Source organism: Halonotius sp. F2-221B, assembly GCF_046719765.1.
GTDB lineage: Archaea > Halobacteriota > Halobacteria > Halobacteriales > Haloferacaceae > Halonotius.
The window spans coordinates 36,859-61,881 of sequence record NZ_JABEBY010000008.1; the positions used below are offsets into that span (position 1 = coordinate 36,859).

The 25,023-nt window shown below is 64.5% G+C and carries 24 protein-coding genes; 12 read left to right on the forward strand and 12 right to left on the reverse strand.

Annotated features, from left to right (window positions below):
- Positions 1–20 precede the first annotated feature (20 nt).
- Together HKK80_RS07160 and HKK80_RS07165 are read left to right on the forward strand one after the other, a co-directional pair.
- Complete coding sequence (locus HKK80_RS07160) at positions 21–2,195, forward strand: VWA domain-containing protein (RefSeq protein WP_411798928.1); 2,175 nt, start codon at positions 21–23, stop codon at positions 2,193–2,195.
- Positions 2,196–2,296: 101 nt separating this feature from the next.
- On the forward strand, positions 2,297–3,550 hold the full coding sequence (locus HKK80_RS07165) for a Glu/Leu/Phe/Val family dehydrogenase (protein ID WP_411798929.1): 1,254 nt from the start codon (positions 2,297–2,299) through the stop codon (positions 3,548–3,550).
- A gap of 12 nt (positions 3,551–3,562) precedes the next feature.
- Here the strand turns inward: HKK80_RS07165 and HKK80_RS07170 are convergent, their stop codons facing one another.
- Positions 3,563–3,964: a thioredoxin family protein gene (locus HKK80_RS07170; protein WP_411798930.1), complete on the reverse strand. Its 402-nt coding sequence runs from the start codon at positions 3,962–3,964 to the stop codon at positions 3,563–3,565.
- A gap of 116 nt (positions 3,965–4,080) precedes the next feature.
- On the opposite strand from HKK80_RS07170, the gene HKK80_RS07175 reads away from it, so the two are divergent.
- Together HKK80_RS07175 and HKK80_RS07180 are read left to right on the forward strand one after the other, a co-directional pair.
- Positions 4,081–4,542 (forward strand): pyridoxamine 5'-phosphate oxidase family protein, encoded by a 462-nt coding sequence (locus tag HKK80_RS07175; protein ID WP_411798931.1) that lies wholly within the window; start codon positions 4,081–4,083, stop codon positions 4,540–4,542.
- A gap of 49 nt (positions 4,543–4,591) precedes the next feature.
- Complete coding sequence (locus HKK80_RS07180; RefSeq protein WP_411798932.1) at positions 4,592–5,503, forward strand: PLP-dependent cysteine synthase family protein; 912 nt, start codon at positions 4,592–4,594, stop codon at positions 5,501–5,503.
- A 27-nt stretch (positions 5,504–5,530) separates the two neighbouring features.
- On the opposite strand, the gene HKK80_RS07185 is transcribed toward HKK80_RS07180, so the two are convergent.
- The 5 genes from HKK80_RS07185 to cyaB all read right to left on the reverse strand — a co-directional run bounded on the left by HKK80_RS07185 (position 5,531) and on the right by cyaB (position 10,917).
- Positions 5,531–7,246 (reverse strand): ATP-binding protein, encoded by a 1,716-nt coding sequence (locus tag HKK80_RS07185; protein ID WP_411798933.1) that lies wholly within the window; start codon positions 7,244–7,246, stop codon positions 5,531–5,533.
- A 188-nt stretch (positions 7,247–7,434) separates the two neighbouring features.
- Positions 7,435–7,887 carry a DUF5804 family protein gene (locus tag HKK80_RS07190; RefSeq protein ID WP_411798934.1) on the reverse strand — a complete coding sequence of 151 codons (453 nt, stop codon included), beginning with the start codon at positions 7,885–7,887 and terminating at the stop codon, positions 7,435–7,437.
- Between the two features lie 37 nt (positions 7,888–7,924).
- Entirely contained in the window at positions 7,925–9,055 is a 1,131-nt protein-coding gene (locus tag HKK80_RS07195; RefSeq protein ID WP_411798935.1) for an ATP-binding protein, read from the reverse strand.
- Between the two features lie 41 nt (positions 9,056–9,096).
- Complete coding sequence (locus HKK80_RS07200; protein WP_411798936.1) at positions 9,097–10,299, reverse strand: methionine adenosyltransferase; 1,203 nt, start codon at positions 10,297–10,299, stop codon at positions 9,097–9,099.
- A 72-nt stretch (positions 10,300–10,371) separates the two neighbouring features.
- Entirely contained in the window at positions 10,372–10,917 is a 546-nt protein-coding gene (gene cyaB, locus HKK80_RS07205) for a class IV adenylate cyclase (RefSeq protein WP_411798937.1), read from the reverse strand.
- Positions 10,918–11,051: 134 nt separating this feature from the next.
- Between cyaB and HKK80_RS07210 the strand changes: the two genes are divergently transcribed.
- Complete coding sequence (locus tag HKK80_RS07210; RefSeq protein ID WP_411798938.1) at positions 11,052–11,993, forward strand: FKBP-type peptidyl-prolyl cis-trans isomerase; 942 nt, start codon at positions 11,052–11,054, stop codon at positions 11,991–11,993.
- 40 nt (positions 11,994–12,033) lie between these two features.
- Here the strand turns inward: HKK80_RS07210 and HKK80_RS07215 are convergent, their stop codons facing one another.
- The gene (locus HKK80_RS07215) at positions 12,034–12,363 is read right to left on the reverse strand and encodes a hypothetical protein (protein WP_411798939.1); all 330 of its coding nucleotides are present in this window, start codon (positions 12,361–12,363) and stop codon (positions 12,034–12,036) included.
- 105 nt (positions 12,364–12,468) lie between these two features.
- On the opposite strand from HKK80_RS07215, the gene HKK80_RS07220 reads away from it, so the two are divergent.
- Entirely contained in the window at positions 12,469–12,639 is a 171-nt protein-coding gene (locus HKK80_RS07220; protein WP_411798940.1) for a hypothetical protein, read from the forward strand.
- On the forward strand, positions 12,636–12,848 hold the full coding sequence (locus HKK80_RS07225; RefSeq protein WP_411798941.1) for a CNNM domain-containing protein: 213 nt from the start codon (positions 12,636–12,638) through the stop codon (positions 12,846–12,848). The genes HKK80_RS07220 and HKK80_RS07225 overlap by 4 nt, the downstream gene beginning before the upstream one ends.
- Positions 12,849–12,860: 12 nt before the next feature.
- On the opposite strand, the gene HKK80_RS07230 is transcribed toward HKK80_RS07225, so the two are convergent.
- The 3 genes from HKK80_RS07230 to HKK80_RS07240 form a co-directional block, all read right to left on the reverse strand.
- The gene (locus HKK80_RS07230) at positions 12,861–13,235 is read right to left on the reverse strand and encodes a YlbF family regulator (protein WP_411798942.1); all 375 of its coding nucleotides are present in this window, start codon (positions 13,233–13,235) and stop codon (positions 12,861–12,863) included.
- 50 nt (positions 13,236–13,285) lie between these two features.
- Positions 13,286–14,065, reverse strand: a complete 780-nt coding sequence (locus tag HKK80_RS07235; RefSeq protein WP_411798943.1) for a sulfite exporter TauE/SafE family protein — start codon at positions 14,063–14,065, stop codon at positions 13,286–13,288.
- 162 nt (positions 14,066–14,227) lie between these two features.
- A complete protein-coding gene (locus HKK80_RS07240) occupies positions 14,228–14,884 on the reverse strand; it encodes an alpha/beta hydrolase (RefSeq protein ID WP_411798944.1) in 657 nt (218 codons plus the stop codon).
- Positions 14,885–15,037: 153 nt separating this feature from the next.
- Between HKK80_RS07240 and HKK80_RS07245 the strand changes: the two genes are divergently transcribed.
- Positions 15,038–15,502, forward strand: coding sequence for an Lrp/AsnC family transcriptional regulator (locus HKK80_RS07245; RefSeq protein WP_411798945.1), 465 nt, complete (start codon positions 15,038–15,040; stop codon positions 15,500–15,502).
- A 24-nt stretch (positions 15,503–15,526) separates the two neighbouring features.
- Here the strand turns inward: HKK80_RS07245 and HKK80_RS07250 are convergent, their stop codons facing one another.
- On the reverse strand, positions 15,527–16,543 hold the full coding sequence (locus tag HKK80_RS07250; protein WP_411799025.1) for an amidohydrolase family protein: 1,017 nt from the start codon (positions 16,541–16,543) through the stop codon (positions 15,527–15,529).
- Positions 16,544–16,848: 305 nt separating this feature from the next.
- Here HKK80_RS07250 and HKK80_RS07255 point away from each other — a divergent pair, with 305 nt between their 5' ends.
- The 3 genes from HKK80_RS07255 to dph2 all read left to right on the forward strand — a co-directional run bounded on the left by HKK80_RS07255 (position 16,849) and on the right by dph2 (position 21,992).
- Positions 16,849–18,342: a proton-conducting transporter membrane subunit gene (locus tag HKK80_RS07255; protein WP_411798946.1), complete on the forward strand. Its 1,494-nt coding sequence runs from the start codon at positions 16,849–16,851 to the stop codon at positions 18,340–18,342.
- Entirely contained in the window at positions 18,332–20,800 is a 2,469-nt protein-coding gene (locus tag HKK80_RS07260; protein WP_411798947.1) for a DUF2309 domain-containing protein, read from the forward strand. The genes HKK80_RS07255 and HKK80_RS07260 overlap by 11 nt, the downstream gene beginning before the upstream one ends.
- 133 nt (positions 20,801–20,933) lie before the next feature.
- Positions 20,934–21,992 carry a diphthamide biosynthesis enzyme Dph2 gene (gene dph2, locus HKK80_RS07265; protein ID WP_411798948.1) on the forward strand — a complete coding sequence of 353 codons (1,059 nt, stop codon included), beginning with the start codon at positions 20,934–20,936 and terminating at the stop codon, positions 21,990–21,992.
- Between the two features lie 19 nt (positions 21,993–22,011).
- On the opposite strand, the gene HKK80_RS07270 is transcribed toward dph2, so the two are convergent.
- Positions 22,012–23,793: a histidine kinase N-terminal 7TM domain-containing protein gene (locus tag HKK80_RS07270; protein ID WP_411798949.1), complete on the reverse strand. Its 1,782-nt coding sequence runs from the start codon at positions 23,791–23,793 to the stop codon at positions 22,012–22,014.
- Positions 23,794–24,015: 222 nt separating this feature from the next.
- On the opposite strand from HKK80_RS07270, the gene HKK80_RS07275 reads away from it, so the two are divergent.
- On the forward strand, positions 24,016–24,981 hold the full coding sequence (locus tag HKK80_RS07275) for a C-terminal binding protein (protein WP_411798950.1): 966 nt from the start codon (positions 24,016–24,018) through the stop codon (positions 24,979–24,981).
- Positions 24,982–25,023 lie beyond the last annotated feature (42 nt).

The following is a 25,023-nucleotide window of genomic DNA, read 5'->3' on the forward strand; positions in this document are numbered from 1 at the left end:
AGCGTTGTAGTAGCGCAAGTATGGTTGCAGACCCGGCGAGCAAAAAACTGTCGTCAGTTCCTTTCCCCGCTATCGTCGGCCAAGATGACCTCAAACGGGTGCTGCTGCTCGCTGCGACCCACGACGACCTCAGCGGCGCGGTCATCACCGGCGAGAAGGGCACCGCCAAATCGACCGCAGTGCGCGCTCTTGTCGACTTGCTGCCCGAACAGCAGGCTGTCGCCGACTGTCCCTACGGCTGCGATCCCGACGATCCAGCCAGCCAGTGCGAGGACTGCCGCGCCCGCGAGCGTGATGGCCTCCCGGTCGAGACACGACAGGTGCCGCTGGTTACGCTCCCACTTGGAGCGACCCGCGACCGCGTTGTCGGCACGCTCTCCGTTGAGGATGCGATGGCCGGCGACGCCGAGTTCGATCCGGGGTTGCTTGCGGCGGCCAACCGGGGAATACTCTACGTCGACGAGATCAATCTGCTGGACGACCACTTGGTCGATGTTTTGCTCGATGCAGCCGCCAGCGGCGTCAACACGGTTGAACGCGACGGGATCAGCGTCACTCACCCTGCCGAGTTCACGCTGATCGGGACGATGAACCCCGAGGAAGGAGATCTCCGCCCACAGCTCCGCGACCGCTTCGATCTGCAGGCGACCGTGACGGGCTGTCAGGATCTCGACGACCGCGTCGACATCATCGACCACGCGCTGGCCGAGGGCGACGACGATGCTGCCACGGGATACGGTGATGCGGTCGCCGATCTCCGCGAGTCGTTGCGGGTCGCCCGCGAGTCAATCGACTCCGTGTCGCTGCCGACTGAGTTCAAGGAATCCATCGCCGAACTCTGTACAGACGCCGACGTCGACGGTCATCGCGCCGACATCGCCACGGCGCGGGCGGCGATCGCTTCGGCCGCGCTGGACGGACGACCGAAGGTCATCGAATCGGACGTAGAGGAAGCAGCGAGATATACCCTGCCGCATCGACTCAAGAGCCAGCCCTTCGAAGAGCCGCCTGATCCCGAGGAGTTGTTGGACGACCATTTTGACGACGATGACAACGGCAGCGAGGAGGATACTGAAAACACCGCTGACGGCGATGACGACGAATCTGACGACGCTGCGGACGCGGAATCGTCTGAGAGTGGAGACGAAGACGAGTCCGACGACACCGAAGACGGGCGCGACGCTGAAGGCAACGAAGACGCCGGTAGCGACACAGACAGCGACAATTCTGGAGACACAAGCCCGCAGCCCGGTGAAATCGATGGTGGGCAAGGCGATCAGCCCGAAGACGAAGACGGTAGCGACGACCGCGACGAGCCTGGGCCGGACGAGCACGACGACGAGACCGAGGGCACCCCGCTCATGCCCGGCCAAAAGCGGGCTGGCGTCGGCAACGCGGCCGCCCCCGATATCGACGATGCTGTCAACGACGCCGAAGCCGATGCCGAAGGCACTGCAGCCGGCCACCGCGGTCACCAGCAACAGGCCGGCGGTCGCGGAACGCGCGTTCGCACTGAGCCAGCGACGGGCGAGGCCCCGGTCGATGCCGCCGCGTCGGTGCGGACAGCCGCGAGTCGCGGCCACAGCCAGGTCGAGGCCGATGACCTCCAGCAGTCAGTGCGGGAGCGCGAGCAGGCGGCGACGGTCGTCTTCGCCGTCGACGCCAGCGCGTCGATGACGCCGGCGATGCAGACCGCGAAAGGTGTCGTGCTCGAACTCCTGCGGGACGCCTACGAGGCCCGCGACGAGGTCGCCTTCGTCGCCTTCGGCGGCGACGACGCGGAGGTGGTGTTGCCGCCGACCCGGAGCGTCTCGCTGGCGGCCCGCCACCTCAAATCGTTGCCGACGGGCGACCGGACGCCGCTGCCGGCCGGCCTCTCGACGGCTGCGGCCGTCCTTGAGGATGCTGACTCCCCGCTTGGCGTCGCGGTGATTATCACCGATGGCCGGGCCAATGTCGCCGACGGGAGTCCCACCCAGGCGACCCGCCGGGCAGCCGGGCAGTTGGCCGGCCCCGATACCGCTGTCGTTGTCGTAGCCGCCGGGGAGTCCGACCGCGGGCTCATCCCGACAATAGTTGCGATGACTGGCGCGAAGACCGTCTCGCTGGATGAACTTTCACCACAGGTTGTCGCCACGGCAGTGGCGCAGGCCACCCAGCCCGGTGGTGCAGGGCCGTCCCAGCCTGATTCCTGAACGCACGCCTATCGCGTCCAACAGCCGTCTGTGGTGCATTTATCGATCGCCTGCAGACCAATGACGACACAATTAAACTCCCCACAGCCGCCTGTTTGGGTATGGCTGACCAAGCCAATCCTTTTGAGAGCCTGCAGACGCAGATCGACGACGCGGCTGCATACACCGACGTTTCACCGGATCTCATCGAGCGGCTCAAACATCCCGAACGGGTCTTAGAGACGAATCTGTCCGTCGAGATGGATGACGGCTCGATCGAGGTGTTTGAAGCCTACCGCTCGCAGTACAACGGCGACCGCGGCCCCTACAAGGGCGGGATCCGCTACCATCCGGGCGTCACCCGCGACGAGGTCAAGGCACTCTCCGGCTGGATGGCCGCGAAATGTGCGATCGTGGATATCCCCTACGGCGGCGGGAAGGGCGGGATCGCCGTCGACCCCTCGGCGTACAGTGACAGCGAGATCGAGCGGTTGACACGATCATTCGCCACAGAGTTGCGGCCGCTGATCGGCGAAGATCGGGATATCCCTGCGCCGGATGTCAACACCGGCCAACGGGAGATGAACTGGATCAAAGACACCTACGAAACCTTGGAGCACACCACTGCCCCGGGCGTCATCACGGGGAAAGCCATTGATTCCGGCGGCTCCGAGGGTCGTGTTGAGGCGACAGGCCGGTCAACGATGTTAGCTGCACGGGAGGCCTTCGAGTGGCTCGGTCGTGATCTTGCTGACGCAACCGTCGCTGTCCAGGGGTACGGCAACGCCGGTGCGATCGCCGCCCGGCTGATCGATGAGGCCGGCGGTACTGTGGTCGCTGCCTCGGATTCGACCGGTGGAATCTACGATCCCGATGGGTTCGATGCGGCGGCGGTCGCCGACCACAAGGCCGACACCGGCAGCGTGGTCGGCTACGGCGACAGCGAGGAGCTCACAAACGAGGAACTGCTCACACTGGATGTCGATCTGTTGATCCCGGCGGCCCTCGAAAACGCGATCGACAAATCGCTGGCAGCCAACGTAGCGGCTGATCTCATCGTCGAGGCCGCAAACGGGCCGATCACGCCCGCGGCCGACGAGGTGCTGACCGAGAAGGATGTCTACGTCGTCCCCGACATCCTCGCCAACGCGGGCGGCGTGACCGTCTCGTACTTCGAGTGGGTTCAGAACCGCCAGCGATTCTCGTGGACGGAAGACCGCGTCAACGACGAACTCGAACGCGTGATCACGACCGCCTTCGATGGGTTGATCGATACTTTCGAGGCAACCGACACGCCGAACCTCCGGACGGCGGCTTACGTTGTGGCGCTTGAACGCATCGTCAGCGCGTACGAACAGGGCGGCAACTGGCCGTAATCAGGGCACCAGTTAGTCGTCACCTGAGACGGCGTCGTTTGTGAGCACCCGCAGTTCCGATCCGAGCGTGACCGCAATCGAGTCCTCAGCCGACTCGACGAACCGGGCAACCTCTTCGCCGTCGCGTTCGACCACAACCGTCGGAATGTACTCGATCCCGTATTCCTCGACGCCCGGCCCGGTTTTCGAGCCGTCGTCTTCCTTTTCGACCGGGTAGTGTTCGATCTGGTCGTCGTCGACACCGGCGTATTCGAGAGCCGCGCCGAACGCCGGGAGCTGTTGTTGGCAGTCGATACACCAGTCGCCACCCCAGACGTGGAAGGTGTAATCGTCGTCGCCGAGGGCGTTGAGCGCGTCTTCAGTTCCTGGCTCCGGCTCCCAGTCGTCAGCTGGGGTCAGCGTCTCAAGTTGCATACCCGCCGTTTGCCGTCGACCGGCTTAATCGTCTCGCCGTGGCGGCCGCCGACTGTGGCGGAGCTTTGAACTATCGCACCCGCTTGTTTTTGGGATTCGCCCACCTACCTAGCGGTATGGTTGATTCCCTCCCAGAGGCCATCCAACTGAACGAGTCGGAGATCGATGCGTTCCTTGATCGTGTCGACACCGGCGTCCTCTCGTTGTCGACGCCAGCCGACGAGCCTCCACACAGTGTCCCCGTCTCGTTTGGCTACAACGCCGCCCAGACCGCCTTCTACTTCCGCATCGCGGATCTCCCGCCCGAGGAGAAAGGCGAACTAGACGGCAGAGCGGTGTCGTTCGTCACGTACGCGAACGCGGAGGACGACGACGGCTACGTCAGTGTCGTCGCCGAGGGCGCACTCGAATCGACAACGCGGGGTGATATCGCCACGGAAGCCCTCGCGGGGTTCGAAGGCGTCACCATCCCGTTTGTGGATATTTTTGGTGAGCCGCCGGCGGAGGTCGAGTTTTCCTTCTACCGGCTCGTACCGGAGACGCTGACCGGCCGCAAAGAGGTGCCAACGGAGCCATGAGGCATCCGAAACCGCTGTTGCCTTAGGCCTGAGACGCAAACCGCCGCCAATGGACGACACCATCCTAGATACCATCGGCTCGCCGTTGGTCGAGGTTGACGCCCCTGACGGCGCGACGATCGCCGCGAAGATCGAATCCCAGAATCCGGGCGGTTCCGCGAAGGATCGCGCCGCGCTGTGGATGATCGAGGCCGCCGAACGCGACGGCGACCTCGCGGCCGACGACACCATCGTCGAACCGACAAGCGGCAACACGGGCATCGGGATCGCCATGGTCGGCGCGGCCAAAGGCTACGACGTCCAGATCGTGATGCCGGCCTCGAAATCACCCGAACGCCGGTCGATTATGCAGGCTTACGGAGCCGATCTCGAACTCGTCGAGGGCGATATCTCCGACGCCAAGGATCGCGCCGATGAACTGGAGGCAGAGAAAGACTACGTCCAACTCCGGCAGTTCGACAACTCCGCAAACCCCCAGGCGCACTACGAGTCAACTGGGCCCGAGATTCTTGAGCAGATCGGCGACCGCGAAGTCGACGCGCTGGTCGCTGGCGTCGGCACCGGCGGGACGATCACCGGCATTGGTCGGCGGCTCCGCGAAGAGTTCCCGGAGATGGAGATCGTCGCCGTCGAACCCGACGACTCGGCCGTCATCTCCGGCGAAGAGCCGACCGGCGACAGCTTTCAGGGGATGGGGCCGGGGTTCATCAGCCCCAACCTCGATACCGACCTGCTGGACTCGGTCGAGGTTGTCTCCGCCGACGACGCCGAAGCCGAGTGTCGCCGACTCGTGGGCGAGGAGGGGATCTTTGTCGGCCAGTCAAGCGGCGCGTCGAACCTTGCGGCCAAGCGCGTTGCCGAGCGACTGGTCGACGACGGGGTTGCTGATCCGCTTGTGATCACGGTCTTCTGGGACAGCGGCGAGCGGTATGTCTCGACGGGGATGTTCGACAACGAGTAACGAGAGCAGCGACCGCGGAACCCCGATTCAGTCTGCCGCAGCAGTTGCTGCGGTGGCCGTTTCGGCGCTGGGTTCGGTCGGGAGAGTGATCGTGACGACAGTGCCGCGCGGTTTGCGATCCGCGAATGCGATCTCGCCGCCGAGTCTGACGGCACCCCATTTGACCGCCCAGAGACCAAGGCCGCTACCGTGGTCGAGATCGTCCTCATCGCCGGATTCGATAACGGCTCGTTCGGTGTTGGGGATGCCAGGCCCGTTATCGGCGACCGAGACCTCGACACCGTCATCGGTTGCGCGTGCCCCGACCGTGACCACCGGCGTCGGCGCGTCGTTGTGAACGATGGCGTTCTCGACGAGGTTATCGAGAACGTGAGCCAACACCTGTTCGTTGACCGGTGCCCGGAGTGAGTTGTCGATATCGACCGAGAGCGTGGCGTCGGGGTACTCCGAGCGATACTCCTCGATGACCGCCTCGCCGATAGCGGCCAGCGACGCGGCCTCCTCGACGGCCGCTGTGGTCGCCATCATCTGTTCGACCTGTCGGGCGCGTTCGCCCGTCGCGATGAGATCATCAGCCGAGGAGACGATGGTCTCGGCGTGATCGACGTACTCCTGGCCGCCGTCGGCGATCAGCTCCGCGCGCCCTCTGATCTTGTTCATCTCGTTGCGAAGGTTGTGTCGGAGCACCCGGTTGAGCACCGAGAGCCGCTGTGAGCGAACCCGTTGCTGGGTAACATCGGTGAACACGATGGCGTACCCCGGTTGTCGGTCAAACTGGTCGCTGACAGGCGAGACGGTCGCCTCGAACTGCCGGGAACCGTCGGGCCCGGACAGCTCAACTGTGTCGCTGTCCCGCAGTGTGTCGAGGTCGAATCCGACACACGCCGACAGTGGCTCGGCGGTCGCAGCCGCCGGCTCGACGCCGAACGCGTCGGCAGCGGCGTCGTTGAGCGTGACGATCCGCTCGTCGCGGTCGACGACGACCACGGCGTCATCGAGGTCGGCCAGTACCGTCTCGGGGCCGAGCGTCCCCGCCGCCGGGGCCGCATCGAAGATGCCGCCGCGGGTGACCGCAAACCCGACGGCCGCGAGACTCAGCGTGTAGCCGGTCGCGTTGAGCCCGATGATCGAGCTGGTGCCGACGCGGTTGGCGATTGCTGGCGTCACCATGTAGGCCAGCCACGGCCAGACGGCGACAAAGGAGAGGACAGCCGCGAGTCGGCGGTCGAGATAGTCGTACTCGGCGACGGTCAGCGCAAGCAGGGCCACCCCGGCGATCATGACGCCGCCCGCGTAGTAGAGGCCGATCTGCTCGGCGAGGGCGGCAAATCCGAGCGGCGCGGGCACCGCCGGTGCCGTCGGCCCGCCGCCGGCCATCGACCCGGAACTCTCCGGGGAGAGGATCAGCGCGATCCCGCCGGCCAATGCTACCGCGACCGGCGCGAGAAACGCCGCCTTCCGGCGCGGCGACGCGAGGTAGGGCAGGCCGTAGTATTCGATGACGAACCAGGTGAACGCCGCCGGGATCGCAAGCACCGTGAGCAGCCAAACCACCGAGAGCGATGTGAGCGCGCCCGCGGCGGCGGCGTCGGCGACCGCCAGTGACCCGACGACGCCGACAAAGAGCGCGAACGGCCGCAGGGCAGCCGTCTCGCGCCGTCGGGCGACCCAAACGGCCGTGGCCAGCAGGCCGGCACCGGCCACGCCCATCACGACCCGCGCCGCCAGCAACGGTGCGATCATCGGGGCTCACCCCTGTCGGTACGCTGCAGTCGCTTCGGTCGGGATATGTGCATACACCAACACGTCCTCGAAAATCAGGGAAAAACGTTTTCCCAATTTCGTGCAGGATTCGACCAAATTGGTCTGTTAGAGCCTGTAACCGTCGAACTCATTGAGCCAGGTGGTCGATTTATATGCTTGTATGCGAGCTACCCCGAAAACTCCGCATCGGTCACCCGGACGACGAGCGTGTCGTCGACATCCCGCAGATCGTAGTCGGGGATCTCGCCGTCAGAGCGGGTAACGTACATCGGTTCGACGAGCGTGTTGTCCTCGACACCGAACACACAGAGCCGCTGGTCGGTCTCTTCCGGCGGGCGTTCGCGGTCGCGGACTTCGGTGGCGAGATCCCGAGACAGCCACTCCGTCTCGCTGATGCTGGGTTCGTTGATCAGCGCGTGGTCGACAAACCGCACCAGATACCAGTTGAGATCGTTGAGCAGGGCGACAGCCGCGCCGAGGCTCACCGTCTCAAGGGCGACCGAGTTTGTATAGGGTTGGCTGAGATCGTAGGTTGCCAACGCCGCGCGGGCGGTCTCCCGGGAGAGCAGCTCGTACCGAAGATCACCCTCGTCGGTTCCGATGAGACAGACACGCGTCACAATCGGAGGGAGTCAGTGCCACCGCATAGTGGTTTCGCTATACGGGGTCGGTGCGGAACTCAAACCGCGCGCCGCCGCCGTCGGCGTCGGTCACCGACACCGTCCAACCGTGGGCTTGGGCGATCCGGCGAACGATCGCCAACCCGAGGCCGCTGCCGGTGCCGGAACTTGAGACGCCGGCCTCGAAGATATCCTCCCGTTCGTCCTCCGGGATCCCGTCGCCGTTGTCGGCAACGTAGAACCCCTCGTCATCGCTGAGTTGGCCGACAGTAATCGAGAGGCCGTCGAGGACGGAGTCGGCTGGCTCGTCGTCGCCGTAATCGTCCGGCAGGCCGGCGGCGATCGGATCACCACCGTCGTCGCTGTCGTCGTCCTCAGCTCCGTGTTCGATCGCGTTCCGAAACAGATTCTCCAGCAGTCGCAGCAGTCGCTCCGGGTCGGCATCCAGCTCCATCCCGGTGGTGACGGTGAGCGTCTCGTCGTTGCCGCCGACGGTCTGCCACGCCTGGGTGGCCAGCTCCTCGATATCGACCGGTTCTGGATCGGTGACCTCGTTGCCACCGCGGGCCAAGGCGAGTGAGTCCTCGATGATCTCCGACATCCGATCGTGGGCGAACTCAACGTGGGCGATCAGTTCCTCGTCGACGCTCTCGTTGTCGCCGATCAGCTCCATGTTGCCTTTGGCGACGGTGAGTGGACTCCGGAGATCATGGGAGACGACGGAGGCGAACTCCTCAAGCCGGTCGACCTGTCGCTCCAGCTCCGCGCCGCGGCGTTTGGTGCGTCGGCGCTCGATATCGAACAGGCCGAACCCGATCCCAAGGGCGGCTCCGCGGGCGGCGGCGGTGGTGAGTGCTCGGAGCAACTCGATCTCCGCGGCTCCGGCCGCATACAGCGAGAGCGCGGTCAACAGCTCGAAACCGCCGATGGCGATCGCGCCGACGAGACACCAGCCGGCCAGTCGCACGATATCCCAGTCGGGGCGATCCGTGGTCTGAGCCCAGTAGCCCGCCCCGATCACCAACGCCGAAAACAGCAGCGTGAGCACCCCATCTGTGATCAGGCCGACAAGGCCGTCGTAGGCCCCGGAGACGATCCCGTAGACCGTCAGCTGGGCGGTCGCAACGCCGATCCCGGCGATGACGCCAATGCCCAGTTGCCGACGCATGCCTGACTCACCGACTGGCAGTAGTAAAACGGTACTGCTTTTCAGAACGTCGACAGCTCGCCATCGATGACCTGCCGGGTGATATCTGTCACGTCGGCAAGCTCTCTGTCGATGATCGCTCGGATATCCGCCTCCCGGTCGGCGACGGCGACGCCGTCGGCGGTGACGACCTGTGCGTCGGCGACGTGCGGCTGATCGATCGGCTGGCCGATCTGACTCAGGAGGCGCAACTGGAGATCCCGAATCCCATCGACCTCGTCGACGACCGATTCGGCGATCTTCGTCGACAGCAGATTGTAGATCTTCCCGATGTGGTTGACGGGGTTTTTGCCGCTTGTGGCTTCCATACTCATCGGTCGGTTCGGCGTGATAAGGCCGTTGGCGCGGTTGCCGCGGCCGACCGAGCCATCGTCGCCCTGCTCGGCGGAGGTGCCGGTGACGGTGAGATAGATCGAGCCCTCCTCGTAGTCGTCGGCCGTGTTGACATCGACGCTTACCTCGCGGTCGGTGATCCCCTCGGCGAGATCGGTGACATACTCCCGAACACGATCGACGGCGTCGATGTAGGCGTCGAGATCGGCGATATACGCGTCGACCATGGCGGCGGCGACGGTGATGGTGATCTGGTCGCCTTCGCGTTTGCCCATGATCTTCACATCGGGGCCGATCTCCGGGTTGTCGGCGACGTACTCGGTGTTGAGCTTGCGCTCGGCCGTGTGGACGATCGCCTCGGTTTCGGTCAGCGGTGCGTGACCGACGCCGAAGGAGGTGTCGTTGGCCATCGGGACGGTCGCGCCGTCCTCGCCGAAGACCTCCTGAAGATCGCCGGAGCCCTCACCGAGTCGCACGTCGACGATCACATCGGCCCCGGGATCGAGTTCCGGGATCGTCTCATCGAGATACTCCCGGGCCGCGGTCAGCGCGGTCGAATCGACCGGGAGCTGTTGGCCGTCATACTCCTTTGTGGCGCGGCCGACAATAAGGAGGTACATCGGTTCGATCACCTCGCCGCCGCCGAAGGCAGGCGCGGCGCGACCGGCGACCAGCTGGGTCTCGTCGGTGTTGTAGTGGAGCACCTTGCCGACGCGGTCGAGATACAACGCCGAGAGCGCGCGGGAAACCGCCTCCGCAACGCCGTCGCTGATCGAATCCGGGTGGCCGACCCCCTTGCGCTCGACAATCTCAACCGACTGATCCTCGACCGCCTGCCGGTCGAGTTCGCTAACCTGAATATTGCGACTCATTGCCGGCCCTTTGCTATCGGTCGTGCTATAACTTGCGGAAACTTCTCGCCGTCACAAAATAACCATGAAACATCAGTCGTCAGCTGCCAGCAGCAAACCGAGATACGAGGTGCGGATCTGTTCGTCGGGGTCAAGCCCGAGTCGTTCCAGCAGCCCGATCGCTTCCTCCCGGGCGGCTTCGACCTCGGCCTCGGGTACCTCACGTTCGATCTCGACGAACTCACCGAGCCCATCGACCGCATCAAGGACGACGGTGTACTCGTCGAAGTCGAAGTATGTTCGATCCTTCTCGACGACGGCAGCGGGCTCGAACCCAAGTCCCGCGAGCACGCCCTGGAGTGCCTCGTCGTCGTTGACGGCTGTCTCGTGCTCTTCCCGCGTTTTTGAGGCCGCCTCTATGAGGGGGCCCTTGTAGGTGAGCTTTGTTACGTCGTCGCCATCGGCGGGCTCCTCCCGACGGATGCGGAGGGCTTCATCGGTGTCTGCGAAGGATCGATGTGGGGCGTCGTAGTAGGTGTCGACCTGCCGGCGGTGCTCGACCCAATTGGCACCCACGTCATCGAGTCGTTCCCGGAGTGACTCGTGGTCAGCCCGTAACTTGAGTTCGACCTCGTACATAGCCGTCTCGACCGCGCGAACGGCAAAGACTCCTGTGGCTTGCGGTGTCGAGGTTGGTTACCTCCAGGCGTGTCGGCGTGAGGCGGTGGCACCGAACCGTGCTTCTTAAGGGTACCTCGGCAGTGTATCGGGGTATGAGTGAAAACGAGGCCGAGGCCGCTGACGCCGACGACGCCGACGAGTCCGCCGATGGATTGCAAGACGGCGATTTTGTTGAACTCGACTACACGCTCCGGACGACCGATGACGACGAGGTCATCGACACGACCCACGAGTCGGTCGCCGAGGAGGCCGGCATCGCCGACGAGGAGAACCGCGATTTCACCCCGCGGACGATCATCGTCGGCGACGGCCACGTCTTCGAATCCGTCGACGAGTCGCTGCGCGGCAGCGAGGTCGGCGACGGCGACAGCGTGATCATCTCCCCGGAGGAGGGGTTCGGCGAGTACGACCCCGAGGAAGTCCGAACGGTCAGCGCCGAAAAGATCCCCGAGGATGACCGCTACCCCGGCGCAACAGTGCAGATCGACCGCCAGCAAGGCCACATCGAGACGATCATCGGCGGCCGCGCCCGCGTCAATTTCAACCACCCGCTGGCCGGCGAAGAACTCGAATACGAGTATGAGATCGCTTCCGTCGTCGACGACCGCGAACAGCAGGCTGAGGGGATTCTCGGCATGCACCTCCAGCAGGTGCCTGATCTCTGGATCCAGACCGACGAGGTCGAGGAGGAGGTCACTGTCGAACCCGATGAAGATGATGAAGACGCCGAGCCGACGACGGAAACCCAGACCGTCGAGAAGGAGACCCTCTACATCGAGGCGACTCAGCAGTTGACGATGAACCAGCAATGGATGATGGGCAAATCCCAGATCGCCCAGGAGATCACCGACAAACTCGGTCTCGACCGCGTGATCGTCCAGGAGATCCTCGACGGCGGCGGGATGATGGGCGGCATGGGCGGCATGATGGGCGGCGGCATGGGTGGCGGCGATGTCGAGGAGGCCCTCGACGATGTCGACCTCGATGACGTTGACCTCGACGCCGACGAACTCGCCGAAAGCCTCGACGAGTAAGCCTCACCGCGTTTTTTACCCGTTATCCGCGCCCGCTGCGTTAGTCCCAGACCACAGAGTGTGGCTGCTGTCGCTGCCGCGGCTGTGCGATCACCGGACAGTCGAATCGCCGGCGGAGCCAGCGCGGGACACTGCTGGCATCGAGCAGTCGAACCCGATCGGTGACCGGCGACCCAATCCCTGCGAGCACGCGGTCGGCGGCATGCAGCGAGACGCGACAACACCGCACACAGATGGTCAACTCGGTCGGCGATCGGGTCGGTGGGAGCCGCCCACAGCGTGTCGCTTTCACGACGACCGGGCTGGTGGCCGCCGTGGCAGCCCGTACCGCTGCTTTGCTCACGCCAGGGGTGGCGACCGCGAGATGCATACCCCGGGTGGTCGCGGGTTCGTATCTAAACCTACGGCTCCTGGTTTTTCGTGCTCTCCCCGCCGGCTACCCCATTCAATATGCCTGCCGGCCAACGAAGCCAGCATGCGATCGCTCACGCTGCTTGTCCCGTCGTTTGTCGCTGTTATCGTACTAGTGGGTCTGAGCGCGTTCTTCTCCAGTAGTGAGTCGGCGATCCTCTCGCTGTCCGACCAGTGGATCGATTCGGCTGCCGGCGATGGTGCCCGTGACAGCCAGACCCTCCGGTTGCGGTGAGCGTGTTGATCCTCGTCTTCGGCGAGATCGTCCCAAAATCATACGCGCTCGGCCACGCCGGGGCGTGGAGTCATCGGATTGCCCGGCCGATCGCCGCGATCGAACGCCTGTTGGGCCATGTTGTGGCAGTGTTTATTGTGGTAACCCGGTGGCTCACAGTGTGGATCGGTGGCGGCCAACAGATCGAAACACCGTACGTCGACGAGTAGCCAGCCCGCGGTTCAGTCCTGACAGCAGCCGCCGGCTTCGCCGCCAAAGTCGACCGCCAGCGGCTCGGAGATCGCCTTGTTGACCGCTTCGAGTTTATTTTGGAGTTCCTCTTGGGCCTCAAGATAGTCTTCCATCAGCGGCATGCTGTGGAGCTCTTCTTGGGCTTCCTGTACCTCACGCATCGATTCGCGGTCGGCTGTGCCCGCTTCTCGATCGAGCATGAACTGGTGGCGAAGCTCCTCGAACTCCTTGATCGCCTCCTGGGTTTCGGCGTCGTTTTCGACCGCCTCGCTGGCCTCGCGAAACGCCGTGTGTTCCGGGCTGTCAGCGATCTTTTCGCCGAGTTCTCGACCCAGATCCTCCAGTGTCGCGGTTTCAACGCTCATAGGTGATATTAGTGATCGATTCGCTTCAATGTGCCGGACGGTTGGTCGGCTCAGGCGATCCCCAGCCCGCCGAGGACGAGCCGACCCCCAACGACTGTGAGCAGCCCGAGGACGGCGATCTCTCGCTGTCGACTGCTCACACGCCGCCTGAGCCACCGCCCGGCAGCAACGCCGAGCACCGAGGGAACGACCGCCGCCACCGAGAGCCCGACGACCGCCAGCGACGGGTACAGCCCGAACGCCGCGGCCGCGCCGACCCGGAGGGCGTTGATGCCGAGAAAGACCATCGCCACGACGCTGACAAACAGGCCATGGGAGAGATCGATGCTTCGAAGATAGGCAACAAGCTGCACGCCGACGTTTGTCGCCCCAAACAACAGCCCCGACACCCCACCGACAACGACCATGACACCGGTGTGCTCGCGGTCGACGCTACCGCCACCGAGAGACGGCATGGGCACCACCGACCCCCGGCTGAGCACGAACGCCAGCGTGATGAGCCCAAGGCCGACCCGGACGGGTGCGCCCGGCAGCCGGTCGATGACAACCATCCCGAGGAGCGTTCCCACGAGAGCCGCAAGCACCAGCGGCCAGAACCGCCGGCCGCAGCTCCCCAGCTCCGCGACCGACAGCTCGCTGACGAGTGTCGCGTTCGCCGAGAGGATCGGGATGATCATGAGGACGACCGCCGTTGAGGGCTCGATCACCGTCGCCAACGCCATCGTGCCGACAAGCGCGAACCCGAAGCCGGCCAGCCCGTTGACCGTTCCGGCGACGAACAACACGGCTGCGAGCACTACGAGGAACGCCGGTGAGAAGCCGCCGATCATCGCTGTGCTCCCGTGATCGTTGCAACCGCGGTGCTACGGTGGGTCGTCGACCTCGCCGCCGGGGTGTTATCCGTCGCCACAGCAGCCCATTGTGTCGGGGGAAAATAGCTCTCCCCCGGTTGTGTACGCCGCGTGCGACGCCGGTTCGCTCGGTACGCGCGTTCAGGCCAGCTGTCGCTCGACAAAATCGAGCAGCCCCTCGTGTTCGGCGGGGCCGATCCCGTGGCCGCCATCGAAAACGGTATATTCGACGGCCGCGCCAAGGGTTTCGAATCTGTCGGCGGCAGCCTCGGTGCGGGCGGCGGGGATGATCTCATCGGCCTCGCCCGCGGCGATAAACACCGGTTTGTCGGCGATCCCGTCGGGGTCGACATCGCTGTGTGAGTCCGGCAGATAGCCGTGCAAGGCGACAACCCACTCGTAGCGGTCGGGGTCATCAAGTAGCAACGAGAGGCTGGTGATCGCCCCCTGACTAAAGCCCAGCAGCCCAACGTTGTCGGCGTCGATCTCGTAGGCGTCGACGGCGGCGTCGATGCTCTCGGTGACGAGCCCGCGGCTGCGCTCGAAGTCGGCCGCGTCGGGCTGGCTCTGATGGAGGCCGCCGCCGGAGAGATCGAGCTCGTACCACGTGTAGCCGCCCTGCAGACGGTCTGGAGCACGCAGACTCACGACGTGGAGGTCGTCCGGCAGCGACCGAGCGACCGGCAGGAGATCCTTCTCGTTGGCACTGCGGCCGTGGAGGACGACGACCGCGGGGGCTGGCTCGTCGCTCGGCTCGTCGGGGGCGATATGCACATGGTCGAGTGGTAGGTTGCTCATGGTCACCAAAGCGGGGCGGGCTACATTAATAGGGGCGTAACACCGATGCCACCGGTGTCGGCGTCCCACGATATCACCGGTTCGAGCATGGGTACGCCGTGGCCACCGCCCCGGTGGGCGAAGTTCTTTGAGCATACTGGCTCAAAACAGCCCATGGAGAACGGACATATCGACGATGTCGACCAGGCGATCCTGCACGCGCTACAGGAGGACGCCCGCAACTTTTCGTCGGCCGATATCGCCGAGCGAACCGGCACCTCCGACAGCACGGTTCGCAAGCGGATCCAGCGGCTCGAAGCCGACGGCGTGATCAAGGGGTACAGCGCGGATGTCGACTACCAGGGGTCGGGGTATCCGCTGCGGATGTTGCTGTACTGTACGGCGTCGATCGCGGAACGCGGCGATCTGGTCGCCGACATCCTCGCCATCGACGGGGTGATTTCCGTCCAGGAGTTGGTCACCGGCGAGGAGAATCTGCTTGTCACCGCCGTCGGCGAGTCGGATAGTGACATCACACCCGTCGCCCAGGAACTGCTCGATATGGGGCTGACCGTCGCCGACGAGGTACTCGTCCGGAGTCACGAGACCACACCGTTCAGCGAGTTCGCCCCCGAGTAACCAGCCCGTATCAACGAGTCCCGTTCAGAGCACGACCTGTTTGACATCCACCCCGGTCGCCCGGCGAACGACCGCCGACACCGGATCAACCGTCCCCGAGAGGTTGTTTGAGTCGCCGTCGAGAACCAGCAGGGCCGCCCGGCGGCCGGCCTCGATCACGCCGCAGTCGAGAGCCGCGATCTCCGCGCCCGCCCGCGTCGCCATCCGCAACACCTCGCGGTCGGTCACCTCGAAGGTCTTTGCCGTGTAGGCCATCTCGCGGAACATCGACGGCGGGTTGAGCATGACGTTGTCCGTCCCGAGAGCGACCGTCGTGTGGTCGAGTAACTCGCGGATCGGCGGGCGACCGACGCCGAGGACGGCGTTGGCGCGCGGACAGACCGCGATCGGCACCCCTTGCTCGGCGACCCGCTCTAGGTGCTCGGTTTCGGCGTGCACCATGTGGATCAGGAGTTCAGGGTCGTAGTCCAAGGCCGGATGGATGTCGGTCGCGTCGGGTTCGCCGGCATGGATGGCAAAGGGTTTGTTCGCCTCGCGGGCCGCGGCGCGCTCGGCATCGAAGGTATCGTCGTTCGCGCCGCTGGCCCCGTAGCCGTCGGCGATCTCCAGCACTGATGCGGGCCCGCTCCCGAAGATGAACGCGTCGGTCGCGGTCTCGCTGGCGGCGGCACGGAGGGCCTCGGCACCCGCCGCACCCGACTCTCTGAAATCGAGGTGGGTCGCCGTGCCCGTTTGTTCCATAAACCCGAGGGTGCGGCGCATCGCGGCGACGAGTTCCTCGCGGCTCGCAGCGGCCAGCCGCCGGTGTTTTTCGCTGTCCGGCGGCGCGACCGCCGCCTCAAGCCCGAGCCCCACGCCGGCCTCCTTCGCCACCGAGTCGCCGATGTGGGTGTGGGCGTTGACGAACGCCGGCAGGACGATGTCGGTTGACGCCGTGGCCGCCTCCTCGATGGCCGTGATCTGCCCGTCGTCGACGACGACCCGGCCCTGGATCGGGTCGAAGGCGTCCCCGGCGAGGATCATCCCCTCAAACTGTTGCATGTCCCAGTCCATCAGTTCAGCCCCGATATGTGTTTCCACCCCGGCCTCACGGCTGGTCGTTCGATCCGAAAACACCCCCTCTCGGCCGGTCGTCTGTGTGGCGTCGCGTCGATAGATCGCCGGCACCGGCGGCCGAGCCCGATGTTCCCCCGTCCTTTGAGACCATAATGTTCTATAATTTCCTTTGAGAGAACGATCTGGTACAATAAACAGATTTAATGCACAGTTTGTTCTACAGGTGAGCGAACACGACCAGTTTCCGTCGGCACCGGTCGCCGCGACGGATCGGTCGGTCGACCCAACACATGACAGATGGCACCCAGCACAGATCGGTCGGATCGCTCCCAGCGATGGAGAACCACGCTGCCCGCGTCCCCGCCGCGCTCACCCGGCTCGTGTGGGCGATGTTTCTCGGGACGCTCGTTCTTGCGGGCACGTTCGCCCGAACCGACCCGACGTGGGCGGTCGAGGGCCTCGTTGTCATCGACGGCCTGACGGTCGTCATGTGGACGGTCGTCACCCTCTTCAGCGGGATTGTCCACAGCTACGCGCGCCGGTATCTGGCCGGCAATCCCGCCGAAACCCAGTTCTTCACGCGCGTCTTCGCGTTCACGCTGGTGGTGATGGTCGTCGTCGCCGCCGACCACATCGCGCTGTTCGCGGCGGCGTGGCTGGCGATGGGGCTGCTCATGGCCGCGCTGATCGGCCACGTCGACGGCTGGCCGCAGGCGCAGGCCGCGGCCCGCACCGCCCGCCGCTACTTCGTCGGGAGTAGCCTCGTGATCGCCGCCAGCCTCGCGCTGCTGTGGTCGGCGACAGGCGCAACCACGATAACAGGGATGCTCGACGCCGTCGGCGGGCTGTCGACGACGACCGCGGTGCTCGCCGCCGCCGGCCTCGTCGTCGCGGCGATGATCCAGTCGGCGTTGCTCCCGTTTCACACGTGGATCCTCTCGTCGATGACCGCGCCAACGCCGGCCTCCGCGCTGATGCACGCCGGCTTCGTCAACGCCGGCGGCGTCCTGCTGGCGCGGTTCGCGCCGGTCGTCACCGTTGAACCGCCAGTGATGCTCGCCATTGTCGGCGTGGGCGCGGCCAGCGCGCTCGGCGGCAAGCTGCTAAAATCCGTGCAGTCGGATATCAAGGGCCAACTCGGCTGCTCGACGGTCGGCCAGATGGGCTTTATGATCATGCAGGCCGGCCTCGGCTTCTTCGGTGCGGCGATCACCCACCTCATTCTGCATGGCTTCTACAAGGCCTACCAGTTCCTCTCGTCGGGAACCGCGGTCGAACACACAAGCCCGTCGGCGGTGAGCCACCACACGGTCGGCTTCAACGGCGTCGGCACCCTCATCGTGACCGTCGTCACCGGGCTCCTCGGCGGCGCGCTCTTTGCGATCCTGACCGGGAAGGGAACGATCGTCAACGGCGGGTTGCTGTTGACCTTCTTCGTTACCATCGCCACGCTGCACGCGGCTCGCAGCACGGTACAGCACACCTCGCTGCCGGCGACCGTTCGCTACGCGGCCGTCCCGTTGGTGTTCTTCCCGGCGATCATCATCTATGCGGTCGTCTATGAGGCGATCTCGTTCATGCTGGCCGATCTCCCGGTCGTCACGGCGTCGACGGAGCTGACCCTTCTGCATGGTGGTATCGCCGTCGTCTTCGTCGGCGTCTATCTCGCCATCGAGACCGGGATCCACGAGGGCAGCGGCCGCCTCTACGTGACCCTGCTGAACCTGACACAGCCCGTGTCCGACTCCCTGCTGACGACAACGGAGGACTACAATGAGTACTGAACCCACACTCGACGACAGCATCGACAGCGCGGCAACCACGGTCGGCTCGGTCTGGCCGATCCACTCGTTTGTGACGGCCAACCCCCTCGCGGGGTTCGAAGACCAGCCCTTCGAGGCGGCGGTCGCGGACGCGACCGATCTGCTGGGCGGTCGTGGCTACCCGAGTGCGCAGACGTTCCGCACCGCGCTGGCCGACGGCCGGATCGACGAGGCGATCCTCCGGTCAGAGCTCGCCGACCGCGGCTACGACGCCGACCCGGAGACGCTGCTCGGCCGCGTAGCCGAGGCAGAACACGACGACAGCACCGACACGGAGCACGAAAGCGACACCGATCGCGTCGACGCGGTCCTGACGAAGTGGCTGCCGGCGTTCCTCGACGAGGGCCGGGCCCACTGGGCGATGCCCAACCGCGAGGATGGCTTCTACAACGCCTTTCGCGCGCTGGCTCCCCACGACAGCGAGGTTCCTGATTCCGGTATCGTCGCCGACCTCCCGGCGTCGCCGACAGCGGCCATCGAAGCCGTCGTCGACGACTATCCCACGGCCCAGTGGGAAGCGATCTTTACCGAACAGTTGGCCGCGCTGCCGGGGTGGACAGGCTTCATCAAACAGCGCGTCGCCGACGACAGCGAGTGGCAGTCCGAATACCCGATCACGCTGGCGGGCTACCTTGCGGTGCGGCTATCGCTGCTGGACGGCTTCGGCGTCGACCTCACCCCAACAGACGCCGAGCGCGCCGATCCCGACGCGGCCGACGAGATCGCTGCTGGCTTCCTGCACGCCTGGGAGGCGACCTACCGCGAGGAACTGGTCGAGACGGTCGCCGCCGAGAGCGAGGCGATGGCCGACAGCGAGGCGACCGTCGATGGCGACGAGGCGGCCGACGACAGCGGGACAGCGGATCGCCCGGACGCCCAACTGACCTTCTGTATCGACACGCGCTCGGAGGTCATTCGCCGCCACATCGAGGCCGCCGGTAACTACGAAACCCACGGCTACGCGGGCTTTTTCGGCGTTCCAATCGAGTACAACGGCTACGACTCCGACGTGTCGGTCGAAGCCTGCCCGCCGATTCTCGATCCCCAACACCGGATCACCGAACGCCCGGCTGACGACGAAACGCAGGCGACACACGACCGCGTCGGGGGGATCCGTGAGGCAGCCCACGAGATCATCGAGACGCTGCAGGCCAACGCGGCGAGTGCCTACGGCTTCGTCGAAAGCAGCGGCAGCGGCTACGCCCTCGCACTGGCGGCGCGGACGCTCGTCCCCGGTCGCGTCCACGATCTGTTGGATGCCGTCGACGACGCCGAACCCGACAGCCACGAGTTCTGTGAGCCGATGGTACACCATCAACACACCTACGCCGGCGACCTCCCGGTTGGGCTGACGACCGACGAGAAGGTCGAGTACGCCGCGACGGCCTTTGAGCTGATGGGCATCGACGAGTTCGCCCGCGTGGTCGCCTTCGTCGGCCATGCCAGCGAAACCGAAAACAACCCCCACGAGGCGAGTCTGGACTGTGGGGCCTGCGCCGGCAATCCCGGCGGGCCGAACGCCCGTGTCCTCGCGTCGATCTGCAACGACGACACAGTACAGAAAAAACTCCGCGAGCGCGGCCACGAGATCCCCGATGATACAGTCTTCGTCGCCGGCGAACACAACACCACGACCGACGAGATCGACCTCTACGACAGCGGCGTTCCCGAAAGCCACGCCGACGATCTCGACCAACTCCGCGCTGACCTCACGACGGCACGCGAGGCCGCCGCGGCCGAGCGCGCCGACGCGATGGGTGCCGAAGCCACCGACGCCATCGGCGAGACCGAACGCCGCGCGGCCGACTGGGCCGAAACCCGCCCCGAGTGGGGGTTGGCCGGCAACGCCGCCTTCGTCATCGGGCCGCGTGACCTCACCGACGACGTGAACCTCGATGGGCGTGCGTTCCTCCACTCCTACGACCACACCACCGACTCGGAGGGCGACGCGCTGGAAGCGATCCTCACGGGGCCGATGGTCGTCACCCAGTGGATCAACACCCAGTATTACTTCTCGACGGTCGATTCGGGCGTCTTCGGCAGCGGCTCGAAGATCACGCATAATCCGGTCGGCAACATCGGCGTCTATCAGGGCAACGGCGGCGACCTGTTGGCCGGCCTCCCGCTGCAGTCTGTGGCCGCCGGCCCCGACGATCCATACCACCAGCCGCTGCGGCTCTCGACGGTCATCCACGCACCGGTCGACCGCGTCGAGGCGATCCTCGCCGACCACGACGAGCTTACGACGCTGCTGGACAACGAGTGGCTGTCGCTGACGGTCGTCGATCCGACGCGTGAGCATACGGCGTTCCACTACGACGGCGAGCTCTCGTGGACAGGGACTTCCGAGCGTGAACCGACTGCCGAGGACGCCGAACCGGCTGTCGAGCCGGCGGCAACGGTTCCCGCTGACGACTAGTGGCGACGGCTCCTGCTGCTGACTACTGACGACACCCCCGCTGACGGCTTGCTGTGATGACCACACGACGGCCCTCCACCCGTCCATTCAGTAAAACGCCGTGGTTATACGGCTCGGGCGGAAAGAAGGCGCAATGAGTCAGGACGCCAGCGACGACAGCTACTCCGAGGGCGATCTCCGGAACACGGGGATGGATCTCCGCCACGACCGCGAGTGGGATTACGAACTCGAACGCATCGTCGACGAGATCGACGAGCGCGACGCCGAGAAGGTCGGCCTCCAGTTCCCGGAAGGCCTCAAACGCCGCGGCCCCGCGGTCGCCGACGACCTCCGGGAAGTCGTTGACGACGACGTGACGATCATGCTGTCGGGCCAGCCCTGCTATGGGGCCTGCGATCTCGATACCTACCTCATGCGTCGGACGGACGTGTTCGTCCACTTCGGCCACTCGCCGATGAAGGAGTCCGATCAGATCATCTACGTGCCGCTGTTCTCCAACGTCGATCCCTTCCCGATCCTTGAGGACTCCCTTGCGGAAATCCCCGACCCCGACGACGACCCCGCGGTCGGGCTGGTGACGACCGCCCAGCACATGAACCGCTTCGGCGAGATGGTCGACTGGCTGGAGGAACGCGGCTATGAAGTCCACACGCGCAAGGGCGACGACCGTCTCACCTACGAGGGCCAGGTGCTCGGCTGCAACTACGCCTCCGCCGATATCGACGCCGACAACGTGCTGTATGTCGGCGGCGGGAAGTTCCACCCGATGGGGCTGGCGATGGAACACCAGGACAAACACATCGTCATCGCCGACCCCGTCAACAACGTGGTGACCGTCGCCGACCCCGAGCAGTTCCTCAAACAGCGGTACGCCACCGTCCACAAGGCGATGGACGCCGAGAAGTGGGGCGTCATCTTCTGTACCAAGATCGGCCAGGGTCGCTGGGAGACCGCCGAGGAGATCCTCGACAACAACGACAACGCCTACCTGATCACGATGGACGAGGTCACGCCCGACCGACTCCTCAATTTCGATATGGACGCCTTTGTCAACACCGGCTGTCCCCGGATCACGACCGACGACGGCCCGCAGTTCCACAAGCCGATGGTCACCCCCGGCGAGTACGAGATCGCCATGGGCAACAAACCGCTGGACGAACTCGAATTCGATACGTTCCACGGTACGTGGTAGGGCGGTCGGCAGCGACCGATCAGTCTTGCGGTGATTCCCGCTTGGCCTGTGCGTCCCCGTCAGTAGCAGGGCGTACCCCGGTGATCTCGAACCGGGCTCCACCGTCGCTGCTGTCGGTCACGGTGATCTCCCAGCCGTGGGCCGCAACGATATCCTGAACGATCGCCAGCCCGAAGCCGGTGCCACCACTCGCGGCGGTGTAGCCGCTTTCGAACACATCCTCATGGTCGACCGCGGCGATCCCGGTTCCATCATCCGATACGTAAAATCCGGCTCGCTGCCCGTCGTCGGTTGTCAACTCCCCATCGCCAACCACACCGACCTCTACGGTCACCGCCGTCTCGTTGTGCTCGGCGGCGTTCACATAGAGGTTCTCAAACACCTGTAACAGCCGATCACGGTCGGCCGCGATCTGTACCGACGCCGGAACCGAGAGCTGTAACTCGCAGTCGGCAACATCGCTGTACGTCCACGCTGTCTTTGCAGTCGCCGCAAGGTCGACCGGATGGGTGTCTTCGATCGTTTGACTCGTGCGAGCCATCGTGAGCAGGTCATCGATCATCGACTCCATCCGTGTCAACGCGTGCTCGGCTTCCGCGATCTCCTCGCTGTCACACTCCCAGCCAGCGATCTTGAGCCGCCCCTGTGCGACGTTGAGTGGACTCCGGAGATCATGCGAGACGATGCTGGCGAACTCATCGAGATGCTCGTTTTGTTCGCGGAGCTGTCGCTCACGCTGCTTCTGTTCGGTGATCTCATGAAGTCGGATCAACTGCCCCGTCTGCGCGCTGGTTTGGTTTTCGATCGGGACACTATCCATCGTAAAGCTCCGTTCTGTGTCGGCCTCCGAGAGTGTCGTTTCGCCTGAACCGGTTGTGGTAAACCACTCGGTTGGGTCGGAAAACGACGCGAAACAGGCTGTCGCGGACATCCCACGCCAGTTTTCCGGGGCGTCGATCAGTTCCCGCGCCGCAGGATTACAGTCGACGACGCGGTCATGATCGTCAAGCATTATCACCGGATCAGCCAGCTGTTCGACAAGCTGTTTCCGCCCAACAGGGGCGACTTCGAGGAGTCGATACCGAAAGATCGCAACCGCGAATGCGACAGCGGTAACGCCAAACGAGACGTGGGTGAGATTCCACTCCGGTGGAAGAATCCCCGCAAACAACAGCGAATTCACACCCAGTATTACTCCGATACCGACCGCAAGGGCGACCGCCTGTCCCCGGTATATCTGCCCACGATTTTTCAGCAGGTAGCGGACGACAATGCCACCGCTTGCCAGCATAACCAGATAGATGTACAGCTGGTAGATTCGGAACGCAGGCTGTAGCGTGAGATCCAGCACAACCCACTCGGTGAAGGTGACCCCAGCGATCGTTACCGGCCCCTGAGTGGTCAGCCCATTAGACGCCAGCATGAGCGAGGGATTCAGTACGACCGCGATCCCGACTCCACCGATCGTCGCCAGCGCGACCCCGGCTGTCCAGCGGTTTACCCACTCTGTCTGTCCCGAATACGCCAGTGCAAACCACGCCAGGGAGTAGGCCAATCCAGGGACAAGGAGGATGTTACCGAAGTTGTTGCCGACGAATATCAGTGCTGGAACAGTAATGATATTGATAAAAATAGCGGTGAGCTGCCATACACAGATCACAAACAACAGCACGATAAACGCCTGTAGTTCGGCTGCCTGCCCCCGGCGATGATACTGCCGGATAGAGTAGATCAGCAGCGACGCCGTGACCAGCAGGATACCCACAAAGACAGGCACCTCTGGTTGGAGTTGAAACGTCATGGCCGGCCGACTGTCATGCTCCCGTACCAACCGAACGAGGAAAACAATACTGACTTATTGTGATATCTTGTCGTATTCAGCTGGCATCTCACCACATCCTATATGCGTCGCCCGGGAGAGCAACCAATGGTAGACTCCTTTCAGCAGTTGCTTATCGCTGGGAGGCCCACCTGGTGGGAACCAAGGAGACGGTTCATATGCCTGCAGGCAGAATGAGCGCGTATGCCAACTGTTGTTGTTAACGACGATCCGATGATCCGTGCTGAAACCCTTGAGGCTGTTCTTGGTGAGACAGCAACTGTCGTGACGGCTGACCTCCAGACAACCGACGACATCATCGAGGCGGCCGCCGACGCCGCAGCCCTCGTTGTCGATGTACAGACCGACGTGCCGGCGTCGGTCTTCGAGGCCTGCGAGAACCTGGAGATCGTTGCTCGCGCGGGCGTCGGCGTCGACGGCGTCGACATCCCCGCGGCGGCCGACCACGGCGTTACCGTCGTCAACGTCCCCGACTACTGCCGCGAGGAGGTCTCGACGCATGCGGTCTCGCTGCTGTTGGCGTCGCTCCGCCGGCTGAACGTCTACGATCGCTCGGTGAAAGGCGGCGACTGGGACTGGGGTGTGGGCGCGCCGATCCACCGACTGACCGGCGAAACGGTCGGCTTCCTCTCGTTTGGTCAGCTTGCGAAAGCGACCGCCGAGAAGCTCGCTGGCTTTGACTGCCGGGTTGTCGCGGCTGACCCCTACGTTGAAGCCGAGGAGATGGAGGAGTTCGGAGCGGAAAAAGTCCCGTTCGACGACCTGCTGGCGGAGGCCGATCACGTCTCGATCCACGCGCCGCTGACCGACGAAACGCGAGGGATGTTCGACCGGGAGGCCTTCAAACAGATGAGCGAGACCGCCGTCCTCGTCAACGTTGGTCGCGGCCCGATCGTCGAGGAAGCGGCGTTGCTCTGGGCGCTCGAAAACGACGAGATCGCCGCCGCCGGCCTAGATGTCTTGGAGGAAGAGCCGCTGTCGAACTCGGGGTTGGCCGACCGCGACGACGTGATTCTGACGCCGCATACCGCCTTCTACTCGGAGGAATCGCTGACCGATCTCAACGAACACATCGGCAACGACATTCTGTCAGTCTTCGACGACGAAACGCCCGACGGCTACATCGATCCCGAGGCGGATTGGCTGTAAACAACGGCCCCCAGCAGGTTGCCAACGGCTCCGCCGCGACAA